Source organism: Pseudomonas asuensis, assembly GCF_014646755.1.
Taxonomy (GTDB): domain Bacteria; phylum Pseudomonadota; class Gammaproteobacteria; order Pseudomonadales; family Pseudomonadaceae; genus Chryseomonas; species Chryseomonas asuensis.
The window spans coordinates 239,314-263,518 of sequence record NZ_BMNW01000006.1 but is presented as its reverse complement, the minus strand read 5'-3'; the positions used below and the strand labels follow the sequence as shown (position 1 = coordinate 263,518).

Below are 24,205 nucleotides of genomic sequence, written 5' to 3'. Positions count from 1 at the left end.
TTTAGCACCTCTTGAAGCGGAAGAGTTTGAGCTTATTCTGGCGAAGTGCGAAGCATTACACGTGCCATTTCGGCTGCTGTTTCGGTGGCCTGAGGCATAGATTCACGGTGTAGGCCTTGAAGTACGCCTTTACGATCCGCCTCGCTGCGGTTCTGACTCATCTTCCATTTTCCTTCCAGACGGGAAATATGGATTTCTATGCCGACAATTCGGGACAGCTGCTCGTCAATGAAATCAGCTGGCGCATCGGTCATTCTCCAGGGCGTGTCTTGAGTGGCCTCATGTTCACGGGTCAGACGAGCCGCAAGGCCTCTGACCCATTGGACATCGTCTCTGACCTTGATCCGTCCGTAGGCATGGACGGTGGCATAGTTGTAAGTCGGCACGACCCGATGCGTTTCAAGCTTGCTGGCGTACCAGGAGGGTGAAACATAGGCACTTGGCCCCTGAAAGATGACCAGCGCTTCATCATGTCCCTTAAGCACTTCCTGCCAGAGCTGACTGGCCCGGGCCACATGAGCCTTGAGGATGCTCAGCCCCGCCTCATTGGTCTCCAGCAAAAGCGGAAGGTGCTCGGCGGACAAACCATGACTTCCCTGTATAACCAAAGCACCCAACGAGTGCTCCTTGACGAAGCGATGCAGAACAGCCGGGTCCGTTTCCTTGAAGTGGTTGGGAAGGTACATGAGCAAGGCTCCGCTAGAAAATCAACGTAACCTTAGCGGTATGCCTCCAGAGGCAACCATATACAGAATGCAGCAGATTGGACATTACAGTTATGGCCCCCTGCAGCATCACGGTATGCCGTTTCTACCATAGGCCAGAAAGCCGGGGCGCTCAGCCAGCCGATCATAATAAGTGTTCAGGGCGGGTAGGAGGGGATGTGTTAAAGGCGTTTCGAACCATCGGTTTACGGAAAGGCCGATCGGAATGTCCGCGAGCGAAAAGGCTTCGCCTGCTACATAACCCTTGGTTTTCTGAAGCTGCGCGTCAAGGATGGCCATATACGCTGACCATTGACGATGGCTCTGGTTGATTTGTGTCGGATCCTGATGGCTGGGTGATTGCCTTACCAGCGCCTGGAAGGCATAGCTCCAGGAGGGGTTCAGCGTAGAGGCTTGCCAGTCGACCCACTGGTCAATGATGGCGCGAGACTTGGTATCCACCGGATATAGAGTCTCTCCATCGTAATGATTCGCCAGATAGCGAATGATCGAATTCGATTCCCATAAGACGAATCCCGCGTCCTGGATAACCGGGATCATGGCGTTAGGATTCAACGCCAGAAAGTTCGGATCACCCATTGACCTGAATCCTGTGCCCCACTCTTCAAGAGTGAAAGGAATGCCAAGCTCTTCGCACGTCCACATGACCTTGCGAACATTGATTGATGTCTCCTTTCCCAGTATTACCAGCATGGTATGTCCTTATCGGAGGCTGCTACTGATTCTAACCACTGCCTGGCATCGCTGGGTATTTATCAGGACGTCAATGTTTCGAGCCAGCCTGCATAGGGCGTGTTGGCAACCTGTCGACGGTTATAGTCAGGCGCTCCGTCTGTCCACCACACCGGTCCACGCTCACCCAAAGCGCGCTTGGCTTCATCGACCCGGTGGCGAGCCTGCTGTTCAGCCGTCTTGTCGTGGTTACGCTTCGCTTGGCCTACTTCTCTCCGCGCCGCCATTAGCTGTTGGGTAAGCGCCTTGCGTTGCGCCTCCGAAAGTGCAGGATTGGTGCATCGCCAGAGCTGACCGCGTACTACGAAATAGCGGCCGTCAGGCGTAACGGGGTAGGGAGGCGCATCGATACTCATAGGTTTACATACACACCCATGAAGAATTTTCAGAGCGCTGAGCGAACAGGCGTATTCGCTCGGGAGACGCTAGGAAAACAGCAGCGCAAGCGGGCCTATGTCGAATACGGAACATGCTTCAAGAGTAGGGGTTTAGTTGTGTGCCGTAGCGGGTTGATCAACAGGCGGTGTTGTTCAACCTGCTCAGGAGAGGTCAGGTGCTAGGAGTCGCAGAATACGCAACGCCTGTTACCATATCAATCAACTGGCCAATCGACCAAGGCTTGGGCAGAAACCTGACCTTATACTTGATACTGGCTGTGGCTGGCGTGTCATAACCTGACATGACAATAATCGGAATATGGGGCCACGTCGCACCTACATGATTGGCGAGCTGTGCGCCGTCCATCGAGCCTGGCATACGGATGTCGGTGATCAGCAAGTCGATATCTGCCGCCTTGTCCTGCAGGATGGTATGAGCAACATCAGCCGACTCTGCGGTTATGACATTCAAACCTTCACCATCCAGAAGTTCACGGACGAATTCCCGGATCACTTCCTCATCTTCTACAACGAGTACAGTGGAAGGGGTGCGGTTGGTACCTTGTGTCGATTGTTGACTATACATATGTCAGTGCTTTTCCAAATATCTGCCAGAAGCCGTAGTCAAACGGGTGTGCTCGGAAGACTCGGCGTATTCCCTGTATGGTTCGAAGAATGGACACAAAGAGAACAATTAAGTGCCAGCATAAGCCCCGTTATTGGTTAATTTGTTGCACCTGTACGTCCTCAGCCAGTTCTACTGACCCATCAAATGCCGGGAAGCGGAATAAAAAGCCAGCACAGTGTTGGCTTTTTATTCTGAACGTCTTTTATTTCCTGACCCACTTCCCATTGAGCTGGATGTATTGTCCTGCAGGTGTTTTCTCGATGGCTTTCTTACCGGCAATTGCTTCTACATCGCCTAGTTGAATGCCATTTTGCTGTGCCAGGCGCTGATACTCATCGCGACGTGCCTGGTTGATAAGATTGGCGATCTCGCTACTTTGGCTACTGCCATTGATGGCACCCAGGTAGCCATTAGGTTGCTCACCCACCTGGCCAGCGGCCTTGGCGTTACTCAAGGCTGCCATAGCCTCATTAAGACTCATGGCCCACGCAGGGTTGGTAAAAAGCAGGGCCAACATCAGGCTGGCGGTACGGATACGCATGGCTGGCTCCTTAGAATAGGCCACTGTTTTCGCTGAGAACGTTGTCGAGTGCCTTGTCTACCTTGATGTAGATTTCGTGCTGGATCTTTACGTTCAGGTTGATATTGATCGGCTCGTTTGGAACAGCGACTTGTACAGTAGGCGTACAGGCAGCTGTTAGAAGGCATGCGAGCAACATGCCGAATAATAGGCGCGACCCCATCAGGGCTTCTCCTCGGTAGTGGGTGCAGTTTGGTTACGGCGCAGACGCTCCTGCACACGGCGCTGAATAGTGTCGCTGACCCGGTCGGTCAGTTGCAGGCTGGTCAGCAATTGCGGAATATTCTCTTCCAGATTTATTCCAAAGTTGAATGCTCGTCCCTTTTCAATATCAGGGTTGCGACCCTCCAGGCGAAGCGAAAGGATCAACGTTCCATCTTCGTGATAATCAACACCGCTGCGAAGCACATCGTAATGGAAGTCATCTAGAGCGTCGGCTACCAACTTCATGCCAGGATTGCTGCGACCCATTGCGCTGATGCGTTCCGAGCGGAAGCGTAGCACGCCGGGTCCGCGTGCGCCGATAGCCCCTTGCTCGACGCGAATACCCTGGCGGGTCCAGTGCAACGGAAGCTGTCCATCAACCGTTCCCTCGCCGCTGAGTCCTTCGGTAGGGTAGGCCTCCAGTAGCGAAGCTAATTGCAGACCCGAGAGTTGTAGCGGCAATGCAAGCGTGAAATCACCCAGGCTACCCTGGCCAGGCGGTATCCATAAGCGACCTCCCAGGATGGCCGTTTGGGCCAGCTGCCAGGAAAGGGTGCCGGCCAGCGGCTCGGCCAGGCGGGCGCGGTAGGTACCACTCAGTTCAAGTGGGCCCAGGGTAAAGCCTGGGTTGAGCGTATCGGCTTTGAAGGTTGGTATGGATACGTTCAATTGATCGCCCTTTAGATCCAGCGCGACCTTTCCGCTCAGGCCATTCATTTCCAGGCGATCATAAACCCCACCCAGCCCTTGAGTATCCAGACCAATGTGAATGCTCATGTTGCCCTGCTGAGGGATACGAAGCGCAAGTTGACCATCGAGCCGCCCTGTATTGAGTTCCAGCAATGCCGGCCAGGCGGTAAATGTAGTCGTAAACGGGTTGCCAGCCCGCATAAACAGCGTATCTAGCGTACCCTCAAGCTCAAAAGGCTTACCAGAAGCCAGGCTAAGCTGTGTCCTGAAGTGGAGGCCTGTATCGGCGCCAAGCGTGCCCTTTAAATTCAATGCCTGATCTTTCACATTGATTTGTCCATCCCATTGCCAGCCGGTAGGTTTAAGCTGCGGGTGGGCAATACGCGTACTTTTCAGACGAGTATTACCTTTTAAGGTAAAGCTCATTTCACCCTGATCATCCAGATGGCTCATTAGTCTGAGTGCAGGCGAGGTCGCGGAAAGGCTGTCCAGGCGTGTAGCCGAGGGACCAGAACCCACCTCTAGCTGACGTGCACCTAGCATGACGTTGGAAAAAGTCAGGTCTGCGCTGTTTTGGTCAGCTTGACCATGAACTGTCAGTGTGGTGTCGAGGTTCTGAATGGCAATACTGGATTGCTTGATCTTTGGAGTTGTACCTTGCAGGTTAACTCCATCCAGGTGTATTCGCCACGGTGGCTGGGTGGCAACACTTACTCGTCCTTTTAGCCTTACAGTGGATTCACCCTGCGCGCCAATGGCAATGTCCAACGGAAGCATTGAGTCGGTTTGCGCGAACACGGTAGGTGTCTGTGCCTGGATATGAATCTGGTTAGGCCGCATCCCCTGGGGGAGTTGAAGTCGCCAGGGTTGATCTCCTATTGCAAGCTGCAGGTCAGCTTGCAATGCCCGGGGTAGTAAATAGCCTTTATCCAGGCTGGCATCCAGACGGGTATCACCTTGAAGTGAGCCTAACCCCGGCACGGGCCAGGCCTGGGGTAAATGTGCATCAAGTCGAATACTTCCTTGAGCATTGAGCAACGTCTGGATGTCATCAATCGTATTGGGTAGGGTCAGTTGCCAGTCGCCTTGAATTCGAAGCGCACCCGGTAAGGATTTGGTTGTAACAGCAGGTATGGGCCACCACTGGTTAATCCACGCCAGAAGCCAGGGCCCTTCATGAAACGCGGGGATCAGCAAATCACCGCTCCAGGCTACGCCTTTACCATAGGGCGTCAATGCAGTACGCAGCACAAGCCTTGGTTGGTCGTCGATTGCAAGATTGGCTGTTAGGCGCGGGGCCTCGGGCGTGCCTTCAAGAAGAGCCATGGTTTGCAGCGTTCGTCCCTCATGGCGAAGCTCCAGTTCCAAGCTAAGAGGGAGTGCCTGTTGTTCTGCCTGGCGTGCAGCAAAGGCGCCTTCTACAGTGCACTGACCTTGGGCGCAGGGCACGGATAGTGTGAAGGCAGAAATATCCAGGCGGTCGGGTAGCCACGCGGGTATGGCGAGGGGCTGGTTAAGATTCAGCGGTCCTAGGGGCTCGTCACTGGAGTCGGTTTTTATCGTTTGTATGGCTAGGTTAAGGTGATCGATCCTGAGGCGACTTTCAGACCATTCAAACAGCAAAGGTCCGGTTTCAAGTGACTGCACTGCACCGTCATTATCCTTCCTGACAACCGACAAGGTTTGCAGCCCCACTGAATGACTATTCAGATGAAGACCCTGAACATCCCAATGTGTAACGCCGAGCGCGCGAGCCAGTAGCGCAAAGCCCAGCGCACTCGCTGCCAGTAATAACAGGAAAACAACGCCCACCCAGCCCAGGCAGCGAAGCCAACGTACGGTGCGAGAAGAATCGAGGTTGGACAGTTGACTCACCGCTTTAAAACAGACTCAGCGCTAGGGTGAAGGGTCCGGAGCACCGAATCAACCCTGAAGCCCGCTTTTTGAAGCGAATGGCCGCTTTGGTTATGTAATACCAGCCCATTATTAGAGATAACAATATGCAAACATGCTTACCCTGTAATCAGGAGGTCAGTCATTCAGGCTAAATCCGCTAAACACAGGACTTGAAGAGCACGTCACGGCCACCGGGCCGTGACGTGTCAAATTACAAGCAGAACGTAAGGACGAAATTGAACACCAGGGCGGCTATAAAGCCGAGCGGTGCTGCTTTGAATAGCAGTTTTGGAAAGAGGGCGGAACGGCTCTTCTCTGTCGGGCATGAGCCTAGCAGCAGGCTACCTCCTGACGAGAAGGGCGAGATGGATGTCGCCTGTGCGCCCGCAACGATGCAGATGAAAATGATCATCGGATCGATAGACAAGTTGGCGGCAATCGCCGGCACGATTGGAAAAAGCGCAGGTGTTACTACGCCCAGCGTACTGGAAAACAGCGACATCAATGCAGCCACAACACCAAAGGCAACGGGAACAAACATGGCCGGTATATTGGCACTGATCCAGGAAGCCAGTAGGTCGACAGTGCCTGCCTTTATCGCAACCGATATCAACATGCCCACACCACAAATCATGATGATGGTCGACCAGGGAAGCGTCGCCATGACCTTGCGCTCATCCCCCAGCTTGAGCAGCAGTGCTATCACAGAGAAAACACTGGCGATCAGACCAATGTCCATCTTTGAATTGATAAAGCTGATAGTGGTGTTTTGAGGGAAAACAAGGCTGGCAATAGGTGCGAGCAATACAATCCCCATCATGAGGAGCGTCAACCAGAGCGTGGTCTTTTGGTCTTTGGTGAAGTGAGTCGGCGCGCTGATACTGAAGGCCGCCTCTTTCATGGACTTTTTATGTCCACTGAACAAGAGGAACGCCGTAATGACGAGTAGGGGTATAAAAATCGTACTGGCGAAAATACCAAAGCTATTTATAAAGGCAGTTTCTTCTGGAATACCTGAGTTGACCATCAGGCTACGGAAAATGATGCCACTCTGGCTGGAAACAAAGTTTGCACCACCCAATGCACCGTAGTTCACTGCCATCGCACCTACGATAAGGCTCATTCCTGTGCGCTCACACAGCAGCAGAGTAATTGGAGCCATAAAGGCCAGCACGGTGTAGTAGCCAGCCCCCAGCCCGGCAATCAGCGCAGAAGTAGCAAAGACGGCATAAGGCAGGAGATAGGGTACTTTTCTGCAGCTGTAGAGCAGATGCTCTGCCAGCTTTTCCAGGGTGCCGTTAACAATGGCAAAACTGTAGAACAGGCACACCGAAAAAATGATGAAAAAAATCTTGAGCGGCCAGAGGTTGATAACCTCCGACGGGCTCATGCCCATTACAAATGAGCCAATGAGATAGGCGAAAGCTATCGCAAACAGACCGATATTGATCCGGGTCTTGTACCCCAGCGCAATGGCAACGGCAATCGCCGTCACGACGAGTAAACTCATCATAATCGTCTTTCCTTGTTGTTATTGTCTGGTTTCAGGGATTGAACTTGAACAGCCTGGCCGGGTTGTCCACCAGTACTTTCCTTCTTTCCATTGCATCGGGGAGAAGTGAGTTCATTATCGAAAACTGGGCATCATAATTGGTCTGTTTCTCGAAGCGGGTATGAGGCCAGTCACTGCCCCACAGGAAGTGGTCGGAATGTCCATAAGCCTTGCGCAAGAGATCTACCATCGTAGCAGCCTGCTCCTGCGTGGCCTTGCTTCGGTAAGTAGCGGATAGCTTGATCCAAACGGGGGCATCAGGTAGAAGCGAAAGGAAGGCCTGATGCTCCGGAATCTCAGGGTCAATACAACCTGCCGGCAAGCCAAAATGGTCGATGATCACGCTAACGCCTGTATCCAGTAACACAGGAACAACCAGGCAGAGGTCTTCCATGGCACGCTGGATCTCGACAGACCAGTTACGGTCTACCATTTTCTTGAAGAAATTCTTCCACCGCGGCTGCGAGTAGTCCTCCAGTGGAAGGCCAACCAGATTCAGTCGAACGCCTACTACACCAGCCTTTTCCAATTCATCAAGCTCAGCATCACTGACCTCGGGGCTAACCACCGCTGTACCGCGAAGTCGTTCCGGATAGACACGGAGCGCAGCTACCATGAAATTGTTATTGATGCCTAGAAAACTGGGTTGCACCAACACGCCATGTGAAAGCCCGCAGTGCTCAAGGTGTGCCAGATAGCTTTCTACAAGAGCATCGTAGTCAGGGCTGTAGCGGCGATTTTCAGTAAGCGGAAGGTCGCGGGAAAAGATGTGTGCATGGGTATCGATGCCCGTGATGGGCATAACGTGCTGAGGCATGGGGACTACCCTTGTTGTTTGTTTTCAGCAAAGGTCACTACTTCCCCTTGCGGTCTTAAACATATATTCATCTATATGAATATTGGAACGTATAGCGACGGCTGTTAACTGTCAATGCATCGAAGACTAATGCTCATGATAGAGTGAACTGACTAGTCGTTTGGATGACGATATGAACAACGCAAAGTTGGGACAGGATGAGCGCTTGCCGCTCTATCAACGGTTAAGTGATGAAATACTGGCCAGAATCGCTTCAGGCGAATGGTTGCCAGGCCAATCAATTCCAACCGAAGCTGAATTGACCAAGCTCTATGGGGTGGCGATCGGGACGGTAAGAAAGGCTGTTGATACGTTGGTAAATGAAGGGTTGCTTGAACGTAGTCAGGGTCGAGGCACCTTTGTGCGCCGCCCCAGCTTCAATGCTTCTTTCTTCCGCTTCTTCCGTCAGGTGAGTTCTTCCGGTAGTCAGGCAGTTCCAGCAAGCCGGATCCTAAGTCGTACGTTTGAGCAGCCCCCTCCCGCTGTGGTTCATGCATTGATCCTCAAGAAGAACGAGCAGGCCTTGCATCTGGAGCGCGTCCGGGTTATCGAAGGGCAACGGACATTTTATGAAGACATCTGGCTTCCCGGCTCGAAGTTTTCTCAGCTGCTCGAAGTGGAACCGGGTAAGTTTGGGAATCTGCTCTATCCCTTTTATGAGCAGCAGTGCGGTCAGCATGTTGCTTCGGCGCAGGAAACGTTGACAGTAGAATCAGCCACGGCCGAAACGGCACGGATTCTGGGAATAGAAGAGGGTAAGCCGGTGGTGGTGGTCGAGCGTATCGCCCTGGGATATGACCGGCTTCCTATTGAATATAGAGTTTCCCGAGGGGCCGCAGAAGGCTTTCGCTACCAGGTCGATATCACGTAGCAGGGCACCTGATATGCTCTTTTGCCAGTATCCTTTCTAAGCTTTTCATAACCATGACCGATCAGACCACGCCAAACCCGTCACAGGATGATAACCGCTTTGCTGAGGTGGCTCAGCTCATCTCCGCAGCCCGTCAACGAGCGGTTCACGCTGTCAATATCGAGCTGATCGAGTTGTATTGGCAGGTAGGGGCACATATCAGCGCCAAGCTTGAGACGGCTGAATGGGGCGATGGTGTGGTTGATCAGCTGGCACGTTATCTGGCCAAGGCTCAGCCGGGATTACGAGGCTTTACTCGCGCCAATCTTTTTCGGATGCGGCAGTTCTATGAGGCATACCGCGACACGCCAGTGCTGGCTGGCCTGGTACGGCAGCTGCCGTGGACGCACAATCTTATTATTCTTGGGCAAAGCAAACGCATAGAAGAGCGTGAGTTTTATTTGCGGCTGGCTATGCAGGAGAAGTGGTCCAGCCGTGAGTTGGAGCGGCAGTTCAAGTCTGCGCTGTTCGAACGGTCCGTCACGCAACCGGCAAAAGTCTCGGCAGTGCTGAGACAAAGTCATCCTGAAGCGTTGAGCGTGTTCAAGGATGCTTACATGGTTGAATTTCTGGACTTGCCTGAAGGGCATGCTGAAGCTGATCTGCACCGTGGCCTGCTGCAGCGGCTTAGGGATTTTCTAATTGAGTTAGGGCGAGACTTCTGCTTCGTGGGTTCCGAATACCCCTTGCAGGTAGGTGGGCGTGACTTTGCGTTGGACCTGCTGTTTTTCCATCGAGGGCTGAATTGCCTCGTGGCCATCGAGCTAAAGGTTGGTCGCTTTGAGCCGGAGTACCTGGGCAAGCTCGAATTTTATCTTGAGGCGCTGGATCGGGTTGTACGCAAGCCTCATGAAAATGCAGCAATTGGCGTCTTATTGTGTGCAAGCAGGGATGATGAGGTGGTTGAGTACGCGCTGAATCGCTCCTTATCGCCTGCGCTCGTAGCGGAATATCAGACTCAATTGCCTGACAAAAAGCTGTTGCAGGAAAAGCTTCACGAGTTTTATCGGCTGAATACGGACAGTGACAGCAGCAGTTTAAGTTAAGAAAAGCTATTACAAAGAATTTCTGTCAGGGTATCTGGGAGGTGCGTAAGCTTGCTGTTGCAAATAGGCCAGCGAGACGCACGGTACAAGGTCAAGCATGGCCAACTGCCGGGCGACAGCACTTACTGAGGTATCCCTCGGTGTTTTCTTCTCCTGGTTAGACATGGCAGACGAAATGGCTTTCGCGACCTAACTATGATTCTCCCAGTGAAAAGGCTAGATGTTATGTGCGTATATCTTCTGAACATGCTTGCTGCATAGTCCTCTGAATAACAGCCCGAATCAGGGCCGGTCTGAGTGCACAAACATTCCAGACGAAGCCGAAGAGGTGCTGATACGATACCCGCATGATTGCTCTCTGCTGTTCACTGTATCAATACGAAACGCCTGCACATGACAGATAACAAGAAAAGCTGGGTCCATCTAAGTCAGGATGCTGAAACCGGCATCGAAACGATTCGTGCTCATTTTGAGGGGCACGCCTATGATCCTCATTGGCACGACAGTTATCTCGTAGGGTTTACCGAGCAGGGCGTGCAGCAGTTCAGCTGCCGAAACGCGCTGCATTTCAGTACACCTGGTAAAGTGTTCATGCTTGAGCCAGGCGAGGTCCACGACGGCCATGCACCAGTAGAAGGCGGCTTTACCTATTCCATGCTTTACCTGGAACCACAGTGGGTTGAGCGTGAGCTACGAGCGTTGCATGAGAGCACGTCTATAGAATGCCTACCCAGCTTTGGCTCTACGCTAACCGAACAGGCCGAACTCCTTGTCGCAATCGCTGACGCCTTCAAGGCGCTTGAGTACAGGGAGCTGCGGATAGTGAAACAGACGGCTTTGGATCGGCTTTTGATCAAGCTGACTGACCACGTGAAGTGGCGGATTCGAGCTGCCTATGATCCTCGACTTCCTCAGGTGGCTTATCGTGCCAGGGATTATTTGCATGCCCATATGCAGGATGATGTAGGGCTGGATGAGCTTGCCAGTATCACAGGTGTAGATCGCTTTCGCTTGACTCGGGCATTCAAGGTTGCCTTTGGCTTGGCACCCCATGCTTATCTCATTCAGCTGCGGCTCTCCAAGGCTCGCTTTCTACTGGCGAAAGGTGACCCGCTGGCCGAGGTCGCCATGAAGTTAGGATTTGCAGATCAGAGTCATATGGGACGCTGGTTTCGCCGTGCTTATGGACTGACTCCTGCTAGCTATCGCAAGCGTTGCTCAAATCTTCCAGACGCCTCGCGCGGTTGACGCAAGAATGGGTTTTAGCCCTATAGCGTCGGAGCCAATGTGATGATTTCTTTGCCGTTCATTCTGTTTTCCCTTGTTGCTTCTATAACCCCTGGACCTACAAACATCCTGGTACTGAGCCACAGTGCCCGCTATGGGTTTTGGAAGGCATTACCTATTGTATTGGGTGGGTGCGTAGGAGCCGCGGGTATTGTATTAGTAGCCGGAGTTGGCATAGGCCAAAGTCTGATGAACTATCCGACTGTACAGTTCGTGATGAGCATTGTCGGGGTACTGTGGTTGAGCTATCTGGCTTGGCAAATATTCAGTAGTCCTGCAGTACCCTTGAATGAGATGAGTAAGTCGGTCGCCGAGCAAAAACATGTCGGGTTTGGCGAAGCTGCCAGCTTGCAGGTGATAAATCCGAAGACCTGGATGATGGCAATTGCGGTTATCAGCGTGTTTACCCAGGCCGGTTCGGATAAGACGACGCAGGTCATGCAACTGACGTCTGTGTTTTTCGTGATCTCGATTCCTTGCCTGCTTGCTTGGGCATTTGTGGGCACAAGTGTTTCGCGCTGGCTGGACTCGGTGGCCCGAGTCAGGTGCTTCAACCGTATTATGGCTCTACTGCTGCTAGGATCAGCATGGTTAAGCCTGCTTTGAGGTGAAGCGTATAACGCGGCCAGATAGTGGGCTGAACGCGTTAAAGCCGCCTTTACCTATTGCTTTCAGGATGTTTGGCCCGAGCCAGCCAACCCTTCCATAACCATTTTTTCTGCTGAGCATCTAATGGCGTATCGAGTGAGTGCAGCGCTAGCCATCGGTTAAATCGTATCTGTTCGAGCTCTTCCGCTGGCTTGCATATAGGCCCGCCTAGAACTTGTTCCATATTGGTAAGCAGCGAAGCAGGCACTTGTTCCTGATATATACAAATCTGCTCTCTCAGAACATCCAGCGTGTAATTGAGGATTTCCTTGTCAGAAAACTCAGGCACAGACATAAGACACCTCATTGTAAATCCGGTCATCAAGCAAAAGCATTAAACACATGCCAGGGCCCTTTAACAAATACAGCTACCTGTAGCTACCTGTTGCTGCACGAAGCATCGCAACCAAATACGTCTTTAGGCGCGAAGGAAACATACGGGTTTATTGCCATGGCGTTCTAACACTAAACAGAACGAACGCAATGCCTGTAGTTTTATTAGCTGAGCCCATTTCAAACGCCTCTTAGAAAACCTTGTAAAGCAGAAAGGCTAATCTTGCTTATAGCCCTCATGCCCGTATGCGGCTGCATACAGAGGAGCGAATAAATGAAGTAAAAAACTGTACCTCCGCAAGTAAAGCACTTTCTCTACTACGCTAAACGCGGCGATACAGAGGAGCACACTTCATGAGCTATGACACCACAACAGAACAGGCCAAAATAACGACCTTGTATTAATGGAGAGTCAAAGAGGAGTTAAGTTGCAATGGCGTTAACTCTTTAAATACATTGAACTTTGTGAAAATATAAGTTTTCGTTTCTATGCTCTTGACCTGTTTAAGATAGCGTTTGGCTGGAAAGCTGAAGATACACAAGTCGACCCTTCTAAACTTCTACACCATACTTATACGTGTATAGGTATCGGTTTATTGGTTGCGTATTATCTATGTAATATTTTGAAATATTCATTAATCCGGACACATGAATGTCGCACCTGTAAGCAGGGAGGGTCTTTTGTCAGCACGTCCCCGTCGTTGGCGTTAGATGGTTAATCCGTCTTGTACGCTTGTCTCCGGCAAACACAACGCAGCCATAAATAAAGATGCCTTTCACCTGCATTGCGATCATGAGGTAACAAGACTCAGATCGCCTGTTTTGGCCAAGCGATACCGGGCAAGGTCTTCTGCTAAAAAGAGTGGCCCCTGGTAATAATGTGCTGCTTCGGAGCGGATGTCTTCGATGGAAGGGGACTGTTCCGGATTAGCCTGATAGCGGGCGCTAAAATGCGTCAATAGCAGATTAGGCAATGCAATAGATTGAGCAAAGGTTGCAATCAATGCCGCTGAGCTATGCCCAAAGGTATCGCCAGCCTTGTCTGCAACTTCCTGTGTGTAGGTTGACTCATGAACCAGCACCTGAGCAGGTTGGCAGAAGGTGCGTAACAGTTCAGGTTGATCATTATCACCGCAAACGACTACACAGCGAGCAGGGTGGGGGTAGTGGACATAATCGCTACTTTTTAGCGTTTGGCCATCATGGAAAGCATCAATACCTTTGCGCAGCTGCCCCCAGATCGGACCACGTGAAATACCGTCGGCTGTCAATTTCTCTGTATTCAGATAGGGTTCGCGGGCCGTCTCGGTGAACCGATAGCCGAACGAAGGGACACGATGCGAAAGCGGGATAGCATCGACTGCCCAGTGCGCAAAGGACCAGGTATCCAATGCCTCGGTTGGAAGAAAATCTACCTCAAAAGGCAAGTACAGCTGTGTGAACTGCTGAGTGGCCTTAAACCATTCAGCGATTCCCGCTGGTGCAATGATCGTAAGCGGCTTTTTTCGGCCAGACATCCCTGCACTGGCCAGCAAGCCTGGCAAGCCATAGCAATGATCGCCATGTACATGCGTGATGAAAATGGCTTGTAAGTCATGGAGTGAAAGGCGGGTACGTAGTAGTCGATGCTGGGTTGCTTCGCCGCAGTCCACCAGAAACCAATCACTGCCTGTTTCTTCTATCAGGGCAAGGCCAGTTACGTTGCGTTTTTTAGTGGGCACGCCAGCAGATGTGCCAAGAAATAATAAATCCACAAGCGCCTCGAATTATCATGAGTGTTGCTAAGGCTATAGTGTATAGCTTTAGCAACACTGGCCCCATCGTCTGACGGCCTGTTATCAGAAGTCAAATGCCCGGGGTTACATCATGTCTGACGATATGAATCAGCTGCGCCATAGCTACCGAGACGTGCTCTGTTACGCTCACACTGAATCAGCAGGGCGAAATGGCCAGCGTTTTGAGTGACTCAAGCTCAGCAGTCCTTATTTTGATGCCGAAACGCTACAGTCAGGTTGGCTGTCCCAGCCGTCGATGTTGTCGGCGGGCATCTCAGGGGTAAGTACAGGGTCATCGTCCTAGAAAACATCCTGAAAGACCTGGGTAAGTCTGTTGGGAATATCTTTTTCCTTTCATGCGTCGTTAACCTCGACTAAGTAGAGGGAGGCGCGGGGGGAGGAGGCCGTAAAGCCAGATACTGGCCGGGACTCGGCTGCTTCACTTCAGGTGCGGGGCAGAGGTCAAACCCCAACTTTAAATAATGCTGGCAATCGTGCCGTTTCGATTTGCACGCTTGTCAGTACATTCAGTCCGGCTTTTTCTGCCTGACACCCCAAGACACGAGAACTCATCGGCCGGGTATCAGTAAGAGCGCCAAAGATACATCCGGGCGGGGAAGAACAGGCTGTTATCACCACACCTGCCGCTTAGGCGCGCACCGAGGCCGCTGCACGTGGGTCCGTTGCGATGCCTTCTAACCTCCGCCTCGCGGTAGCGGCGGGGCGCTAGGTTAAATTGATGGGCTTTGTTGATGAGCTGCGTCGTACGGGCCAGTTCTGCTAGGCCGATTGCGCTGGCTATAAGGGCCATTTATAGCTCGCGTAGAGAGCCCGTCATGTCCGTAACCTGACTCATCGCCTCATGACGGATGACGCGGCGCTATCTCTTTTCGCATACTCATGCAAGTAGTTAAATAATACCAGCCCTTTATAAGTTCTGCTCAAATACCTAAACAACGAGCAAGAGTCATCAGGAAAAACCATAGAAACAAAAAGGCCACCTTAAAGGTGGCCTTTAGTACTACCTGAACTATTAACGTTTGGTTCCAGTAGTAGGGTCGATATCATCCATGTGATCGGTACCGCGCATACCTGTGCGGGTGGCTACATTGTCATTTTCAATATCGACATCAGTGCGACGTACTGTGTCGCGAACAGTTTCGTTATGGTGAGTCGTTTCCTTACCCACTACAACTTCTTCCACCACGCGCGCTGTTTTTTCAACGACAGCTTCTTCAGCTGTTTCCTGAATTTCTACTGCTCCAGATTTAAAAGCAGACACATCATCAGTCGAGACAGGGCGATCTACGGGGCGGCGTTCGATTACCGCATGCTGTTCGCTAAGATTAACGGTTTCTTCAACCGGGCGTTCGCTTATGCGTGAGACTACACGTACACGGCCGAGGCTGTTTTCCCGCTTACCAACTTTCAGTTCCTCTTCCATGACGGGGATCGCAGTACGATCAGTCATGTCAGTAGATGTCCGGCCTGCCAGAGTCGAGTCCACACCCATTGTCGAAGCGGTATTGGGATAGTCGCCAGATACGGGCCCGGTAGAAGTGCTGGTGCCCATGGTTGTTGCGGAAGAGCCTATTGCCCCTTGGTTGCTCCAGTTGGCGCTGCGCTCATCGATATCAATAGCGCCATTGCGCTCCATGATTTCCTCTACAACGGCCACCTGTGCATCGTCATTAACGGTCACAGTAAGCACTGTAGAGCCTCGACGCACCGCTTCTGGATAGGTTTCGGCGTAACGGCTGCTGTGTGTGTCATTATCACTAAAAATCGAGCTGAAAAAGCCGCTAATCTTGTCAGTCACAGACTCATGGTCATGGCCATGAGTAGTGGAGCGCATTGATGCGTCGGTCGTGCCATCCAACATGGCAGACTCGTTCGAAGCGGCCATGCGAATATCCGTCTGGGATACGCCTTTAGACAAAAGCTCACGCTTGACTTGTTCTGCTTCGTTAATGCGATCAAAGGCTGCGACTAAAATGTGCTGTTTCATAAGTTCACCTTTCGTTCTCTTCGGCAGCTGCGCTGCGATTCGATTGGGCGGTGCAGACTGCGTTTACCGCGCGGGACCGGAATCGTCTGAATCCGGGTGAGGGTGGCTGCGTTCCACAGTCACGTTTTCGCGTTTCAATGTGACAGGCACCGTACGGTGTGATTCACGAGTGACGCGTTGGACATGAAGTTCTTCCTTTAACATGAGCCGCTTTTCAACAACCAACACCTCTTCGAAAACAGGAATAATGGTGATGTCACCGTCCTGTCTTACCTGCGGAAGGTTTGCAGGGTCCACGGGGGTATCGTATTTTACCCGCTCAATAACCGTTTCCTCATAACGCAAGGTATCGGAAACGGTGTAGTCCTTGGATTCGACGGTTTTATTGATCCGGACACGGCCGGACTCAACAGTCTCTTTATGCAAGACAGCGTGTTCTTCCACGACGGGTATCGTTTCGGTCACTTGCCCATCAGACTGCTTGTTACTCATCGTCTATCCTGCTGTTGATTGCGCTCGATGTTTTCATGCCATTCGTAGAAGTTGAGTAAGCAGAAAAGCGTTAGTTCAGAGAAATTTACGAGCGGTAGAGTAGGTTCTAGAGCGGCTGAGAGGTGTGTCTAAAACCAAAGGATCGGTATGAACGCAAGTAACCTTTAGTAGTCCGGGCGTGCGCATGAGGCGAGGCAACAGGCGTAAGTGCCTCGACTTAAACCCTCAAGCCATGCATCCATACCAGGCCATCGGAGGTATTGGCGCGGGGACGATATTCGCAACCAACCCAACCCTCGTATCCCAATTCATCAATTAGCTTGAACAGGTAGGGATAATTGACTTCACCCTCGTCTGGCTCATGGCGATCCGGCACGCCAGCGATTTGTATATGGCCAATTCTATGCATGTCGCGACGAAGCTTCGCAGCGATATCGCCTTCTACGATCTGGCAGTGGTAACAGTCAAACTGGACCTTTAGGTTGGGAGCACCTATTTCTTCACAGATTGACTGTGCCTCATCCTGACGATTAAGAAAGAAACCTGGCATATCGCGTGTATTAATGGGCTCTATCACAACTGTCAGCCCTGCTCTGGCTGCCTCTTGGGATGCGTAGGCAAGGTTTGCCAGATAGATTTCACGGTGTGTTGCGCGATCTGCGTGTGCAGGAAGTAAACCAGCCATGACATGAAAGCGGTCATTACCTAATACCGTGGCATATTCCAGTGCACGGGCAATGCTGTTACGAAATTCAGCCTGTCGGTTAGGCAAGGACGCGATACCACGCTCGCCGGAGGCCCAGTCTCCAGGTGGAGCATTGAACAGGACTTGGACAAGTCCATTATCATCAAGTCGAGTCTTGAGCTCGTGTGGGCTGTAGTCGTACGGGAACAGGTACTCGACAGCCTTGAAGCCATCAGCTGCAGCAGCGGCGAAGCGGTCGAGAAAGTCATGTTCGGGATACAACATGCTTATATTTGCAGCAAAGCGTGGCATAGCTTCTCCTTGAGGTATTTCGGTTATAAACCAAGCATAGTGAGCTGCTGGAGGCTTGGCTTATCATATTCTGATCTCATACGTCTCAGCCGAACTCAGCCTTACTGAAGTCATCGCGTCACGGTTAAGCCATCTCCCTGTAAAAAGCACTTTCTATACTCGGCTCCGCTCTTGAGGCCTTGCAGGTAGTTGCGCCGCTATAAAGATCGGTGTCAGTGCAGATCCAGGGGCAACCCTATCGGTTTACAAGGAAACCCACATGTCGATGACGATCGCTTCGTTTCGCCGTACTCTGCTGGCCTGTGGTTTTGGCCTGACGCTATTGAACGCCAGTGTCCACGCCGCTGATAGTGAGGATTCATTGCCGTTACAAAAGGTGCAGTTACCTGGATCGCATAACACGTACGAGAAAAAAGACACCTTTAATTCGCTAGCCGATGCGTTCAGCTACGTGCGAATGATAGAAATCGATGTCTGGGCTCAGCTCGATAAGTGGTACGTCTCTCACAGCAATCCGGTAGGTAATGACAATAACTGTCCCAAGAGCGGGGTTGTCGGGAGTGATCGTAATCAGGACCTGCGATCCTGCATTGACACAATCGCAGCCTATCACCGTCAGAATCCCAACCATCCGCTGCTGCTGGTTAAATTCGAGCTCAAGGGTGGGTTCTTTCTGGGTAACTCACCACAGGCCTTCGACAATCTGATTGCGGATATACGTAATGGCGGTGCCAATGCGCGTATCCCGGAGCGGGATATTTTTACACCTCTGGATTTGCGCTGTGGGAAGGGCGCCTGTACGGCTACGACACCGACACTTGAGCGGGTCGTAGCCGATAAAGGCTGGCCAAGCCTTAACGATCTGAAAGGTAAAATCATGTTCATGATCGTACCGGGCACCGTCTCCGACTCAGCCCCTCGCGAGTATGCGCGTGCGCTGTCCCAAGGGCTGGCTCGTCTGGCATTTCCGGCGTTGATCATCAAGGATCAGGACACACGTACCAGTTACTTTGGTAACGACATTGGCTGGAATGTCATTCTGGACATTCAGGCAGGGCGTCTGGATGGCGGTACTGTAGCGAAGAGCGTAGTAGACGGCTATCACCGTAAAAACATGCTGCTTTCCATTAATGATGAAGCGCCAGGCGGCACACCCGTCAATGTTCAGGCCGGTCGGCAACGTCTGCAGCAACTGGCACGTGACTACCATGCCAATATTGTCAATACGGACCAGGAAACAAGTGGTATTCCGTACGTGTTCGCATTGCCGTAAGTCTACAAGGACCTGTCAATATTTGCGGCAGGTCCTTATGCCACCCGTTCCGTTGCTCGGCGCCATTGGCGATTGATCCACCGCCAGGCAATCCAGCCCAGACCCAGCATATAGGCCAGACTGCCGGGCACCCACATGATAAGCCCAGCCAACTGCTGGTCAGCCAGCTCACCTGATTCGTGATACAGCGTTTGTGTGCTGAAGGTCAAAAGTGCGCCCAACAGGCCGGTATGCATGAGTGTCAGGAGTAGTGCCAGCAACGCCTGAGGGACGCGTGCATGACTGGCTCGCAGGCAAGACCACCAGAGTAGCCAGCCGGTAAATAAAAAGCAGATATGCTCGGTTACATGCCACCAGAGGTTATCCAGAGCAAGCTGATAGGGTTTGGGTGCATGCCAGCCCCAGATAGCCAGCGCATGGAGTAAGGCAGCAGCCGTCGGATAGCGGCCTGCTTTCAGAATAGGGTGCCAAAGGCCACGGCCACGACCCTGCATGGCTGCCTGCCATTGAGGCAGTGGCCTGGCCAATGCCCACAGAGGCGCGACAATAACCATATACAACATATGCTGGACCATATGCATGGCTGTACTGGTTTCCGCCCAGCCATCAAACGGGCCGAATGTTGCCAGGGCGGCAATGATCATGCCTGTATGAAACCACAATGCCTCGCCGCGGTGAGGCGTCACTTTGCGCTGTCCCAGTAGATAAAGCCCCCACATGGCCGCCAGCAGAATAGCGCAGCCCCAGATCGGCAAGCGTTCAGCCAAATGACCATCCAGAAGCCCATGCCCGTATGCGGCGGGTGCGAAGCCCAGCAGTAGTACCAAGCCTACAAGCATGGTGGCATCACCAGAATCGGAATCCCTACGAACAGTGTGGCGATAGCCCCAACCAGATGCAGCCCAGCGCCGAGTGTCGCCAGAAAACGCTGCCGGCGCGCTTCCTCGGAATCACCTTGGTTAATCGCTTGCCAACAGCGCCGTGCATTCCATAGTAGAAAAGCCAGGGTAGCGAGCGTAAGCAAACCCAGCATCAGGTTTAAACGGTTGAGCGCACCGGCCTCGGCCTCGGGTGGTGCTATCTGGCAGGCTACCGAAAGCCCACCGTAGATGGCGATGAACCAGAGACTCCAGACGGCAAGGCCTGCAATCAATTGCAAAGGGTGAGCTGGGCGCATTAGTAGGGTTTCCAGGTGAGGGGAAACAGGACCGTAGCGGTATAGGTAATGACGAATACTGTTGTGGTATAGACCCACCACTGCAATACGATCTTGGGCTCATAGGGCGCAGAAATACCCACATACCCCCAGTGTACGCGCAAGGCTTGCAACCCAGCCGCCAATACGCCTACCACTGCATGCAGCAGGCTATAACCGAGCATGACCAGTAATACCGCATCGTGAGTCGTTTCAGTTGGTTTTAGCGGCGCCTCAAATATCAGCATTACAAGCAGCAAAGTATGCAGAAGGCCGAGCACCGTAATGCTCCATAAATGAAGGCCCAGACGCGAGATGTTCTTTTGCTTTAACTGACGTACAACACGGCGTAACCAAACGGTAGTGGCAAGTGCTGGTAAGAGGGCGGCCAGCATAAATCCATGGTTGAGTGGGTTTTGCGCTGGAATCTGCCAGTTGGGCGATACGCTCCAGAGGTAGAACCAGCCGAACAGCAGTGAGAGGTACAGGGAGCCATTGGAGATCAGCGTGGTACCCATTCCCCAGAGGCCTGGCCCGTCGAAGGTGCGAGAGTGTAAAGGTGGCTCGTCGGGTTTGGTGTGTGCATCAGGAGCGGCTTTAGGGTGAGCACCGTTCTCCCAGCTCCAACGCAGGCAAACGACGAGCGCAGCCATGGTGCCCAAACCTGCCAGCGTGTAGGCACTGACCAGCAGGCAAATACACACCACGGCCAGTAGTGCTGACAGCACAAAGGGCCACATCGAATTACCGGGCAGGTGAATTATATGGCGGATACGGCCCGTCACCGGATCGACGCCCCACGTTTCACGGCGTCCGTGGCCACTGACGGAGAGGCCATATTCACCGTTGGCGATGGCTTTGGGTAGATGGGGCTGATCCCACAGCGGGTGTCGGGTGGTCACATCTGGCAGGCTGACAAAGTTATAAGCCGTAGGCGGCAATTGAGTCGCCCACTCCAGAGTGTCGGCTTTCCACGGATTCTCGCCTGCCTTTTCGCCAAAGCGAAAGTGCAGGAACAAGTCGAGCAGGAAGGTCGCTACCCCAAAGGCCATGATGAAGCCGCCAATAGAAGAGATCAGGTTTGGTAGATCCCAACCCAGGCCGCTTTCATAAGTATAGACACGGCGCGGCATACCCATCAGTCCTGTCCAATGCATGATCAGAAACGTCAGGTTAAAGCCAATAAAAGTCAGCCAGAACCCCCATCGCCCCAAGGTCATTGAGGGCATGCGGCCTGAGAAGTGGGGAAGCCAGTAGTAGATACCAGCCATGAGCGGGAAAAACATGCCGCCCACCAGTACATAATGGAAGTGGGCTACGACAAAATAGGTGTCATGCACCTGCCAGTCGAAGGGGACGAGCGACAGCATCACGCCGGTCAACCCGCCTGCGACAAAGATGACGATAAATCCTACCAGCCAAAGCATGGGCAATTCGAACCGGGGTTTGCCCAGCCATAACGTGGCAATCCAGGAAAATACCTGAATGCCTGTTGGCACCGCGACTAACATGCTGGCTGCCGAAAAGAACAGCTGGGCCAGCTGCGGGATGCCGATAGTGAACATGTGGTGCACCCACAGCCCGAAACTGATGAAACCCGTGGTCAGTACTCCTAATACAACCCAGCGGTAGCCCACCAGCGGGCGGCCACAGAACACCGGAAGAATAGTTGAGACGATCCCGGCTGCCGGCAGGAAAATGATGTATACCTCCGGGTGGCCAAACAGCCAGAAGAGATGCTGCCACAGGATAGGGTCGCCTCCGCGGGCTACATCAAAGAACGGCAAGTCGGCAGCGCGGGAAATTTCCAGCATCAGGCTCGCCAGAATCATGGGTGGGAAGCCAATGAGAATCATCATAGCCACTACGAGCATGTACCAAGCAAAGACCGGCATCTGGTGTAGTCCCATGCCGGGTGCCCGAGCCCTCAGAATGGATACGACAATTTCAACGCCTGCCGAAATGGCGGAAATCTCAACAAAGGTAATCCCGATCAGCCAAAAATCCGAGTTGAGCCCCGGGGAGTACACGCGGTCCGACAGCGGCGTGTACATGAACCAGCCAGCATTCGGGGCAACATCGAGCAAAAGGCTTGATAGCAGGATCAACCCGCCAAACAGATAACTCCAATATCCAAGGGCTGACAGGCGTGGAAACAGCATGTCTCGTGCGCCCAGCATTTTGGGTAACAGATAGATGGCGAGGCCTTCCAGAATCGGCACGGCAAACAGGAACATCATGACCGTTCCATGCATGGTGAAGACCTGGTTGTATTCATCCGGTCCCAGGAAGGTATTGCCCGGAATAGCCAGCTGGGTGCGAATCAACATAGCCAGCAACAGACCGATCACGAAGAAAAACAATCCGGTGACTAGAAAGCGCACGCCAATGGTGGTGTGATTAACAATACTCAAGGCGCGCCAGCCTCGAGGATTACCCCAGATCTCGTCCAGATCCTGGTGAAGGCGATCCTGTTCGGCCTGATCGCTTTGTGGGTTGGCAGTGATGTCGGTCATGGGGTCAGCGTCTCCAGCCAGTCGGCGAGTACATCAAGCTCTCTATCCTCTAGATGGTCGAGCGATGGCATGCGATTTTCCGGTTTTAGACGCTGATGTTCTGAAAGCCAGCGTCGAATGGCTCCGGCCTCGTTTCTAAGCACGCCGGCTCCTAAATGGCTCCGGCTGGCCACATCACCCAAGTCCGGGCCGATCAGAAGCGTTTCATCAGTAGTCTGCACAGGTGACCCTTTAAGGCTGCTAACCTGATGGCAGGCAGCGCATTCGCGCTGGAACAGGTCTCTGGTTGTGGCATCTGGTTCTGGCGCTTGCCATTGCTGTCTCGCCCTAATCCAGTCTGCAAAATCTTCCGCCGTCTGGACCTCGCTGTAGAGAATCATGTGGGTATGCTGCATGCCGCAAAACTCACTGCATTGCCCCCGATGGGTTGCAGGCCGGTCGGCCTCCAGCCGGATGACATTTGTACGGCCAGGAATCATGTCGATCTTGCCACCGAGGCGCGGAATCCAGAACGAGTGAATAACGTCTGCACTCGTAACATGGATATCTAATGGGCGGCCCGCTGGAAGGTTCATCTGGTTGGCGGTTACCACACCGCTTTCGGGGTAGCGCACCTCCCACCACCATTGATGGCCAATGACTTCAACCTTGAGAGGCTGTTCGCCTTCCACTGGCAGGGGCAACATGCGCTTGCCCTGAGGAATACCAAAGCTAAGCAGCAATACGATGCTGACGCAGGGCAGCACGATGCCTCCCCAGACAATCCAGCGGCGGTTATAGATCGCCGCTTTTTCTTCCGGTATCGCTGCCGGTGACCGCCGCATCCCGATCAGCCAAAGCGCCACAACCCCCACCAGCACTACAGCAGAAAAGCCAAACATGGCCCACCATGTCCAGGCCACGGCCTCAGCCGCCGGCCCATAGGGGTCAAGCATGGATTGCGGGCCGCTACAGCCGCTTACTAAGGGAACTGTACATCCCCACGCGGTCCATTTAAGGGTCTGCCATTGACCGGAGATCTTTGCATGCCTGTAACCGAGAACATTGAAAGCCGTGCCGCTGTGGCTGGCCACCCGATTCACCCGATGCTGATTCACTTCCCGGTGGCGGCGCTTATTGCACTGGTTGGCGCTGACTTCGGCTACTGGTGGACAGGCGATGAGTTCTGGGCACGGGCCGGACTGTGGCTGGCGGGTGTGGGTGCTGCCGGTGGCTGGATAGCAAGTATCGCCGGGCTGATCGATATCACTACTGTGGCTGATATCCGCCGCCGTATCACGGCCTGGTGCCATGCAATTCTGGCCGTGATGATGCTGTCGCTGGCTTCGCTTAATTGGATGGTTCGGTATCAGGGAAGCGAAGAGCTGGTGCTCTGGAGCTTTTACCTGACTGGCGTCACGGCTGTGTTGATTTCTCTGGCGAGCTACCTGGGTGGTCGTCTGGTTTATGAGCATGCGGTGGGCGTTGATGTGGAGAGTTGATCGG

Annotated in this window: 24 protein-coding genes; 6 read left to right on the top strand and 18 right to left on the bottom strand. The window is 52.9% G+C overall.

The genetic code is table 11. The annotated features are described in order from the left end of the window. Positions 1–32: 32 nt before the first annotated feature. From IEX86_RS15100 to IEX86_RS15060, 9 genes are all read right to left on the bottom strand, one after another. The gene (locus IEX86_RS15100; RefSeq protein WP_188866956.1) at positions 33–686 is read right to left on the bottom strand and encodes an FMN-binding negative transcriptional regulator; all 654 of its coding nucleotides are present in this window, start codon (positions 684–686) and stop codon (positions 33–35) included. 108 nt (positions 687–794) lie between these two features. Next, a complete protein-coding gene (locus IEX86_RS15095) occupies positions 795–1,418 on the bottom strand; it encodes a glutathione S-transferase family protein (RefSeq protein WP_188866955.1) in 624 nt (207 codons plus the stop codon). Positions 1,419–1,480: 62 nt separating this feature from the next. Next, positions 1,481–1,813: a hypothetical protein gene (locus IEX86_RS15090; protein WP_188866954.1), complete on the bottom strand. Its 333-nt coding sequence runs from the start codon at positions 1,811–1,813 to the stop codon at positions 1,481–1,483. Positions 1,814–2,006: 193 nt separating this feature from the next. Next, positions 2,007–2,420, bottom strand: coding sequence for a response regulator (locus IEX86_RS15085; RefSeq protein WP_188866953.1), 414 nt, complete (start codon positions 2,418–2,420; stop codon positions 2,007–2,009). Between the two features lie 244 nt (positions 2,421–2,664). Further along, positions 2,665–3,003: a YdbL family probable chaperone protein gene (locus IEX86_RS15080; RefSeq protein ID WP_188866952.1), complete on the bottom strand. Its 339-nt coding sequence runs from the start codon at positions 3,001–3,003 to the stop codon at positions 2,665–2,667. A 10-nt stretch (positions 3,004–3,013) separates the two neighbouring features. Further along, on the bottom strand, positions 3,014–3,205 hold the full coding sequence (locus tag IEX86_RS15075; protein ID WP_188866951.1) for a YnbE family lipoprotein: 192 nt from the start codon (positions 3,203–3,205) through the stop codon (positions 3,014–3,016). Continuing rightward, on the bottom strand, positions 3,205–5,811 hold the full coding sequence (locus IEX86_RS15070) for an intermembrane phospholipid transport YdbH family protein (protein ID WP_188866950.1): 2,607 nt from the start codon (positions 5,809–5,811) through the stop codon (positions 3,205–3,207). Before IEX86_RS15070 ends, IEX86_RS15075 begins: the two co-directional genes overlap by 1 nt. 232 nt (positions 5,812–6,043) lie before the next feature. Further along, positions 6,044–7,345, bottom strand: a complete 1,302-nt coding sequence (locus IEX86_RS15065) for an SLC13 family permease (protein ID WP_188866949.1) — start codon at positions 7,343–7,345, stop codon at positions 6,044–6,046. A 31-nt stretch (positions 7,346–7,376) separates the two neighbouring features. After that, on the bottom strand, positions 7,377–8,201 hold the full coding sequence (locus IEX86_RS15060; RefSeq protein WP_229685358.1) for an amidohydrolase family protein: 825 nt from the start codon (positions 8,199–8,201) through the stop codon (positions 7,377–7,379). A gap of 172 nt (positions 8,202–8,373) precedes the next feature. On the opposite strand from IEX86_RS15060, the gene IEX86_RS15055 reads away from it, so the two are divergent. The 4 genes from IEX86_RS15055 to IEX86_RS15040 all read left to right on the top strand — a co-directional run bounded on the left by IEX86_RS15055 (position 8,374) and on the right by IEX86_RS15040 (position 12,089). Beyond that, entirely contained in the window at positions 8,374–9,111 is a 738-nt protein-coding gene (locus IEX86_RS15055) for a GntR family transcriptional regulator (protein ID WP_188866948.1), read from the top strand. Positions 9,112–9,164: 53 nt separating this feature from the next. Next, positions 9,165–10,196 carry a PDDEXK nuclease domain-containing protein gene (locus tag IEX86_RS15050; RefSeq protein ID WP_188866947.1) on the top strand — a complete coding sequence of 344 codons (1,032 nt, stop codon included), beginning with the start codon at positions 9,165–9,167 and terminating at the stop codon, positions 10,194–10,196. A 393-nt stretch (positions 10,197–10,589) separates the two neighbouring features. Then, on the top strand, positions 10,590–11,444 hold the full coding sequence (locus IEX86_RS15045; protein WP_188866946.1) for an AraC family transcriptional regulator: 855 nt from the start codon (positions 10,590–10,592) through the stop codon (positions 11,442–11,444). A gap of 42 nt (positions 11,445–11,486) precedes the next feature. Beyond that, on the top strand, positions 11,487–12,089 hold the full coding sequence (locus IEX86_RS15040; protein ID WP_188867034.1) for a LysE family translocator: 603 nt from the start codon (positions 11,487–11,489) through the stop codon (positions 12,087–12,089). A gap of 52 nt (positions 12,090–12,141) precedes the next feature. Here the strand turns inward: IEX86_RS15040 and IEX86_RS15035 are convergent, their stop codons facing one another. The 5 genes from IEX86_RS15035 to otnI all read right to left on the bottom strand — a co-directional run bounded on the left by IEX86_RS15035 (position 12,142) and on the right by otnI (position 17,736). Then, entirely contained in the window at positions 12,142–12,426 is a 285-nt protein-coding gene (locus IEX86_RS15035; protein WP_188866945.1) for a hypothetical protein, read from the bottom strand. Positions 12,427–13,255: 829 nt separating this feature from the next. Then, positions 13,256–14,218: a ribonuclease Z gene (locus IEX86_RS15030; RefSeq protein ID WP_188866944.1), complete on the bottom strand. Its 963-nt coding sequence runs from the start codon at positions 14,216–14,218 to the stop codon at positions 13,256–13,258. 1,054 nt (positions 14,219–15,272) lie between these two features. Then, entirely contained in the window at positions 15,273–16,247 is a 975-nt protein-coding gene (locus tag IEX86_RS15025; RefSeq protein ID WP_188866943.1) for a YsnF/AvaK domain-containing protein, read from the bottom strand. 63 nt (positions 16,248–16,310) lie between these two features. Continuing rightward, entirely contained in the window at positions 16,311–16,739 is a 429-nt protein-coding gene (locus tag IEX86_RS15020) for a YsnF/AvaK domain-containing protein (RefSeq protein ID WP_188866942.1), read from the bottom strand. Positions 16,740–16,956: 217 nt separating this feature from the next. Further along, entirely contained in the window at positions 16,957–17,736 is a 780-nt protein-coding gene (gene otnI / locus IEX86_RS15015; RefSeq protein WP_188866941.1) for a 2-oxo-tetronate isomerase, read from the bottom strand. Positions 17,737–17,995: 259 nt separating this feature from the next. Here otnI and IEX86_RS15010 point away from each other — a divergent pair, with 259 nt between their 5' ends. Continuing rightward, on the top strand, positions 17,996–19,009 hold the full coding sequence (locus tag IEX86_RS15010) for a Ca2+-dependent phosphoinositide-specific phospholipase C (RefSeq protein WP_188866940.1): 1,014 nt from the start codon (positions 17,996–17,998) through the stop codon (positions 19,007–19,009). Between the two features lie 35 nt (positions 19,010–19,044). Here IEX86_RS15010 and IEX86_RS15005 read toward each other — a convergent pair whose 3' ends face one another. From IEX86_RS15005 to coxB, 4 genes are read right to left on the bottom strand one after another with little or no spacing between them, the layout of a single operon-like run. Further along, a complete protein-coding gene (locus IEX86_RS15005) occupies positions 19,045–19,848 on the bottom strand; it encodes a cytochrome c oxidase assembly protein (protein WP_188866939.1) in 804 nt (267 codons plus the stop codon). Then, the gene (locus IEX86_RS15000) at positions 19,839–20,186 is read right to left on the bottom strand and encodes a hypothetical protein (protein ID WP_188866938.1); all 348 of its coding nucleotides are present in this window, start codon (positions 20,184–20,186) and stop codon (positions 19,839–19,841) included. Before IEX86_RS15000 ends, IEX86_RS15005 begins: the two co-directional genes overlap by 10 nt. After that, complete coding sequence (gene ctaD / locus IEX86_RS14995) at positions 20,186–22,720, bottom strand: cytochrome c oxidase subunit I (RefSeq protein ID WP_188866937.1); 2,535 nt, start codon at positions 22,718–22,720, stop codon at positions 20,186–20,188. Before ctaD ends, IEX86_RS15000 begins: the two co-directional genes overlap by 1 nt. After that, positions 22,717–23,655, bottom strand: a complete 939-nt coding sequence (coxB, locus tag IEX86_RS14990; RefSeq protein ID WP_188866936.1) for a cytochrome c oxidase subunit II — start codon at positions 23,653–23,655, stop codon at positions 22,717–22,719. Before coxB ends, ctaD begins: the two co-directional genes overlap by 4 nt. A gap of 90 nt (positions 23,656–23,745) precedes the next feature. Between coxB and IEX86_RS14985 the strand changes: the two genes are divergently transcribed. After that, positions 23,746–24,201, top strand: coding sequence for a DUF2231 domain-containing protein (locus IEX86_RS14985; protein WP_188866935.1), 456 nt, complete (start codon positions 23,746–23,748; stop codon positions 24,199–24,201). The last annotated feature ends 4 nt before the right edge of the window (positions 24,202–24,205 follow it).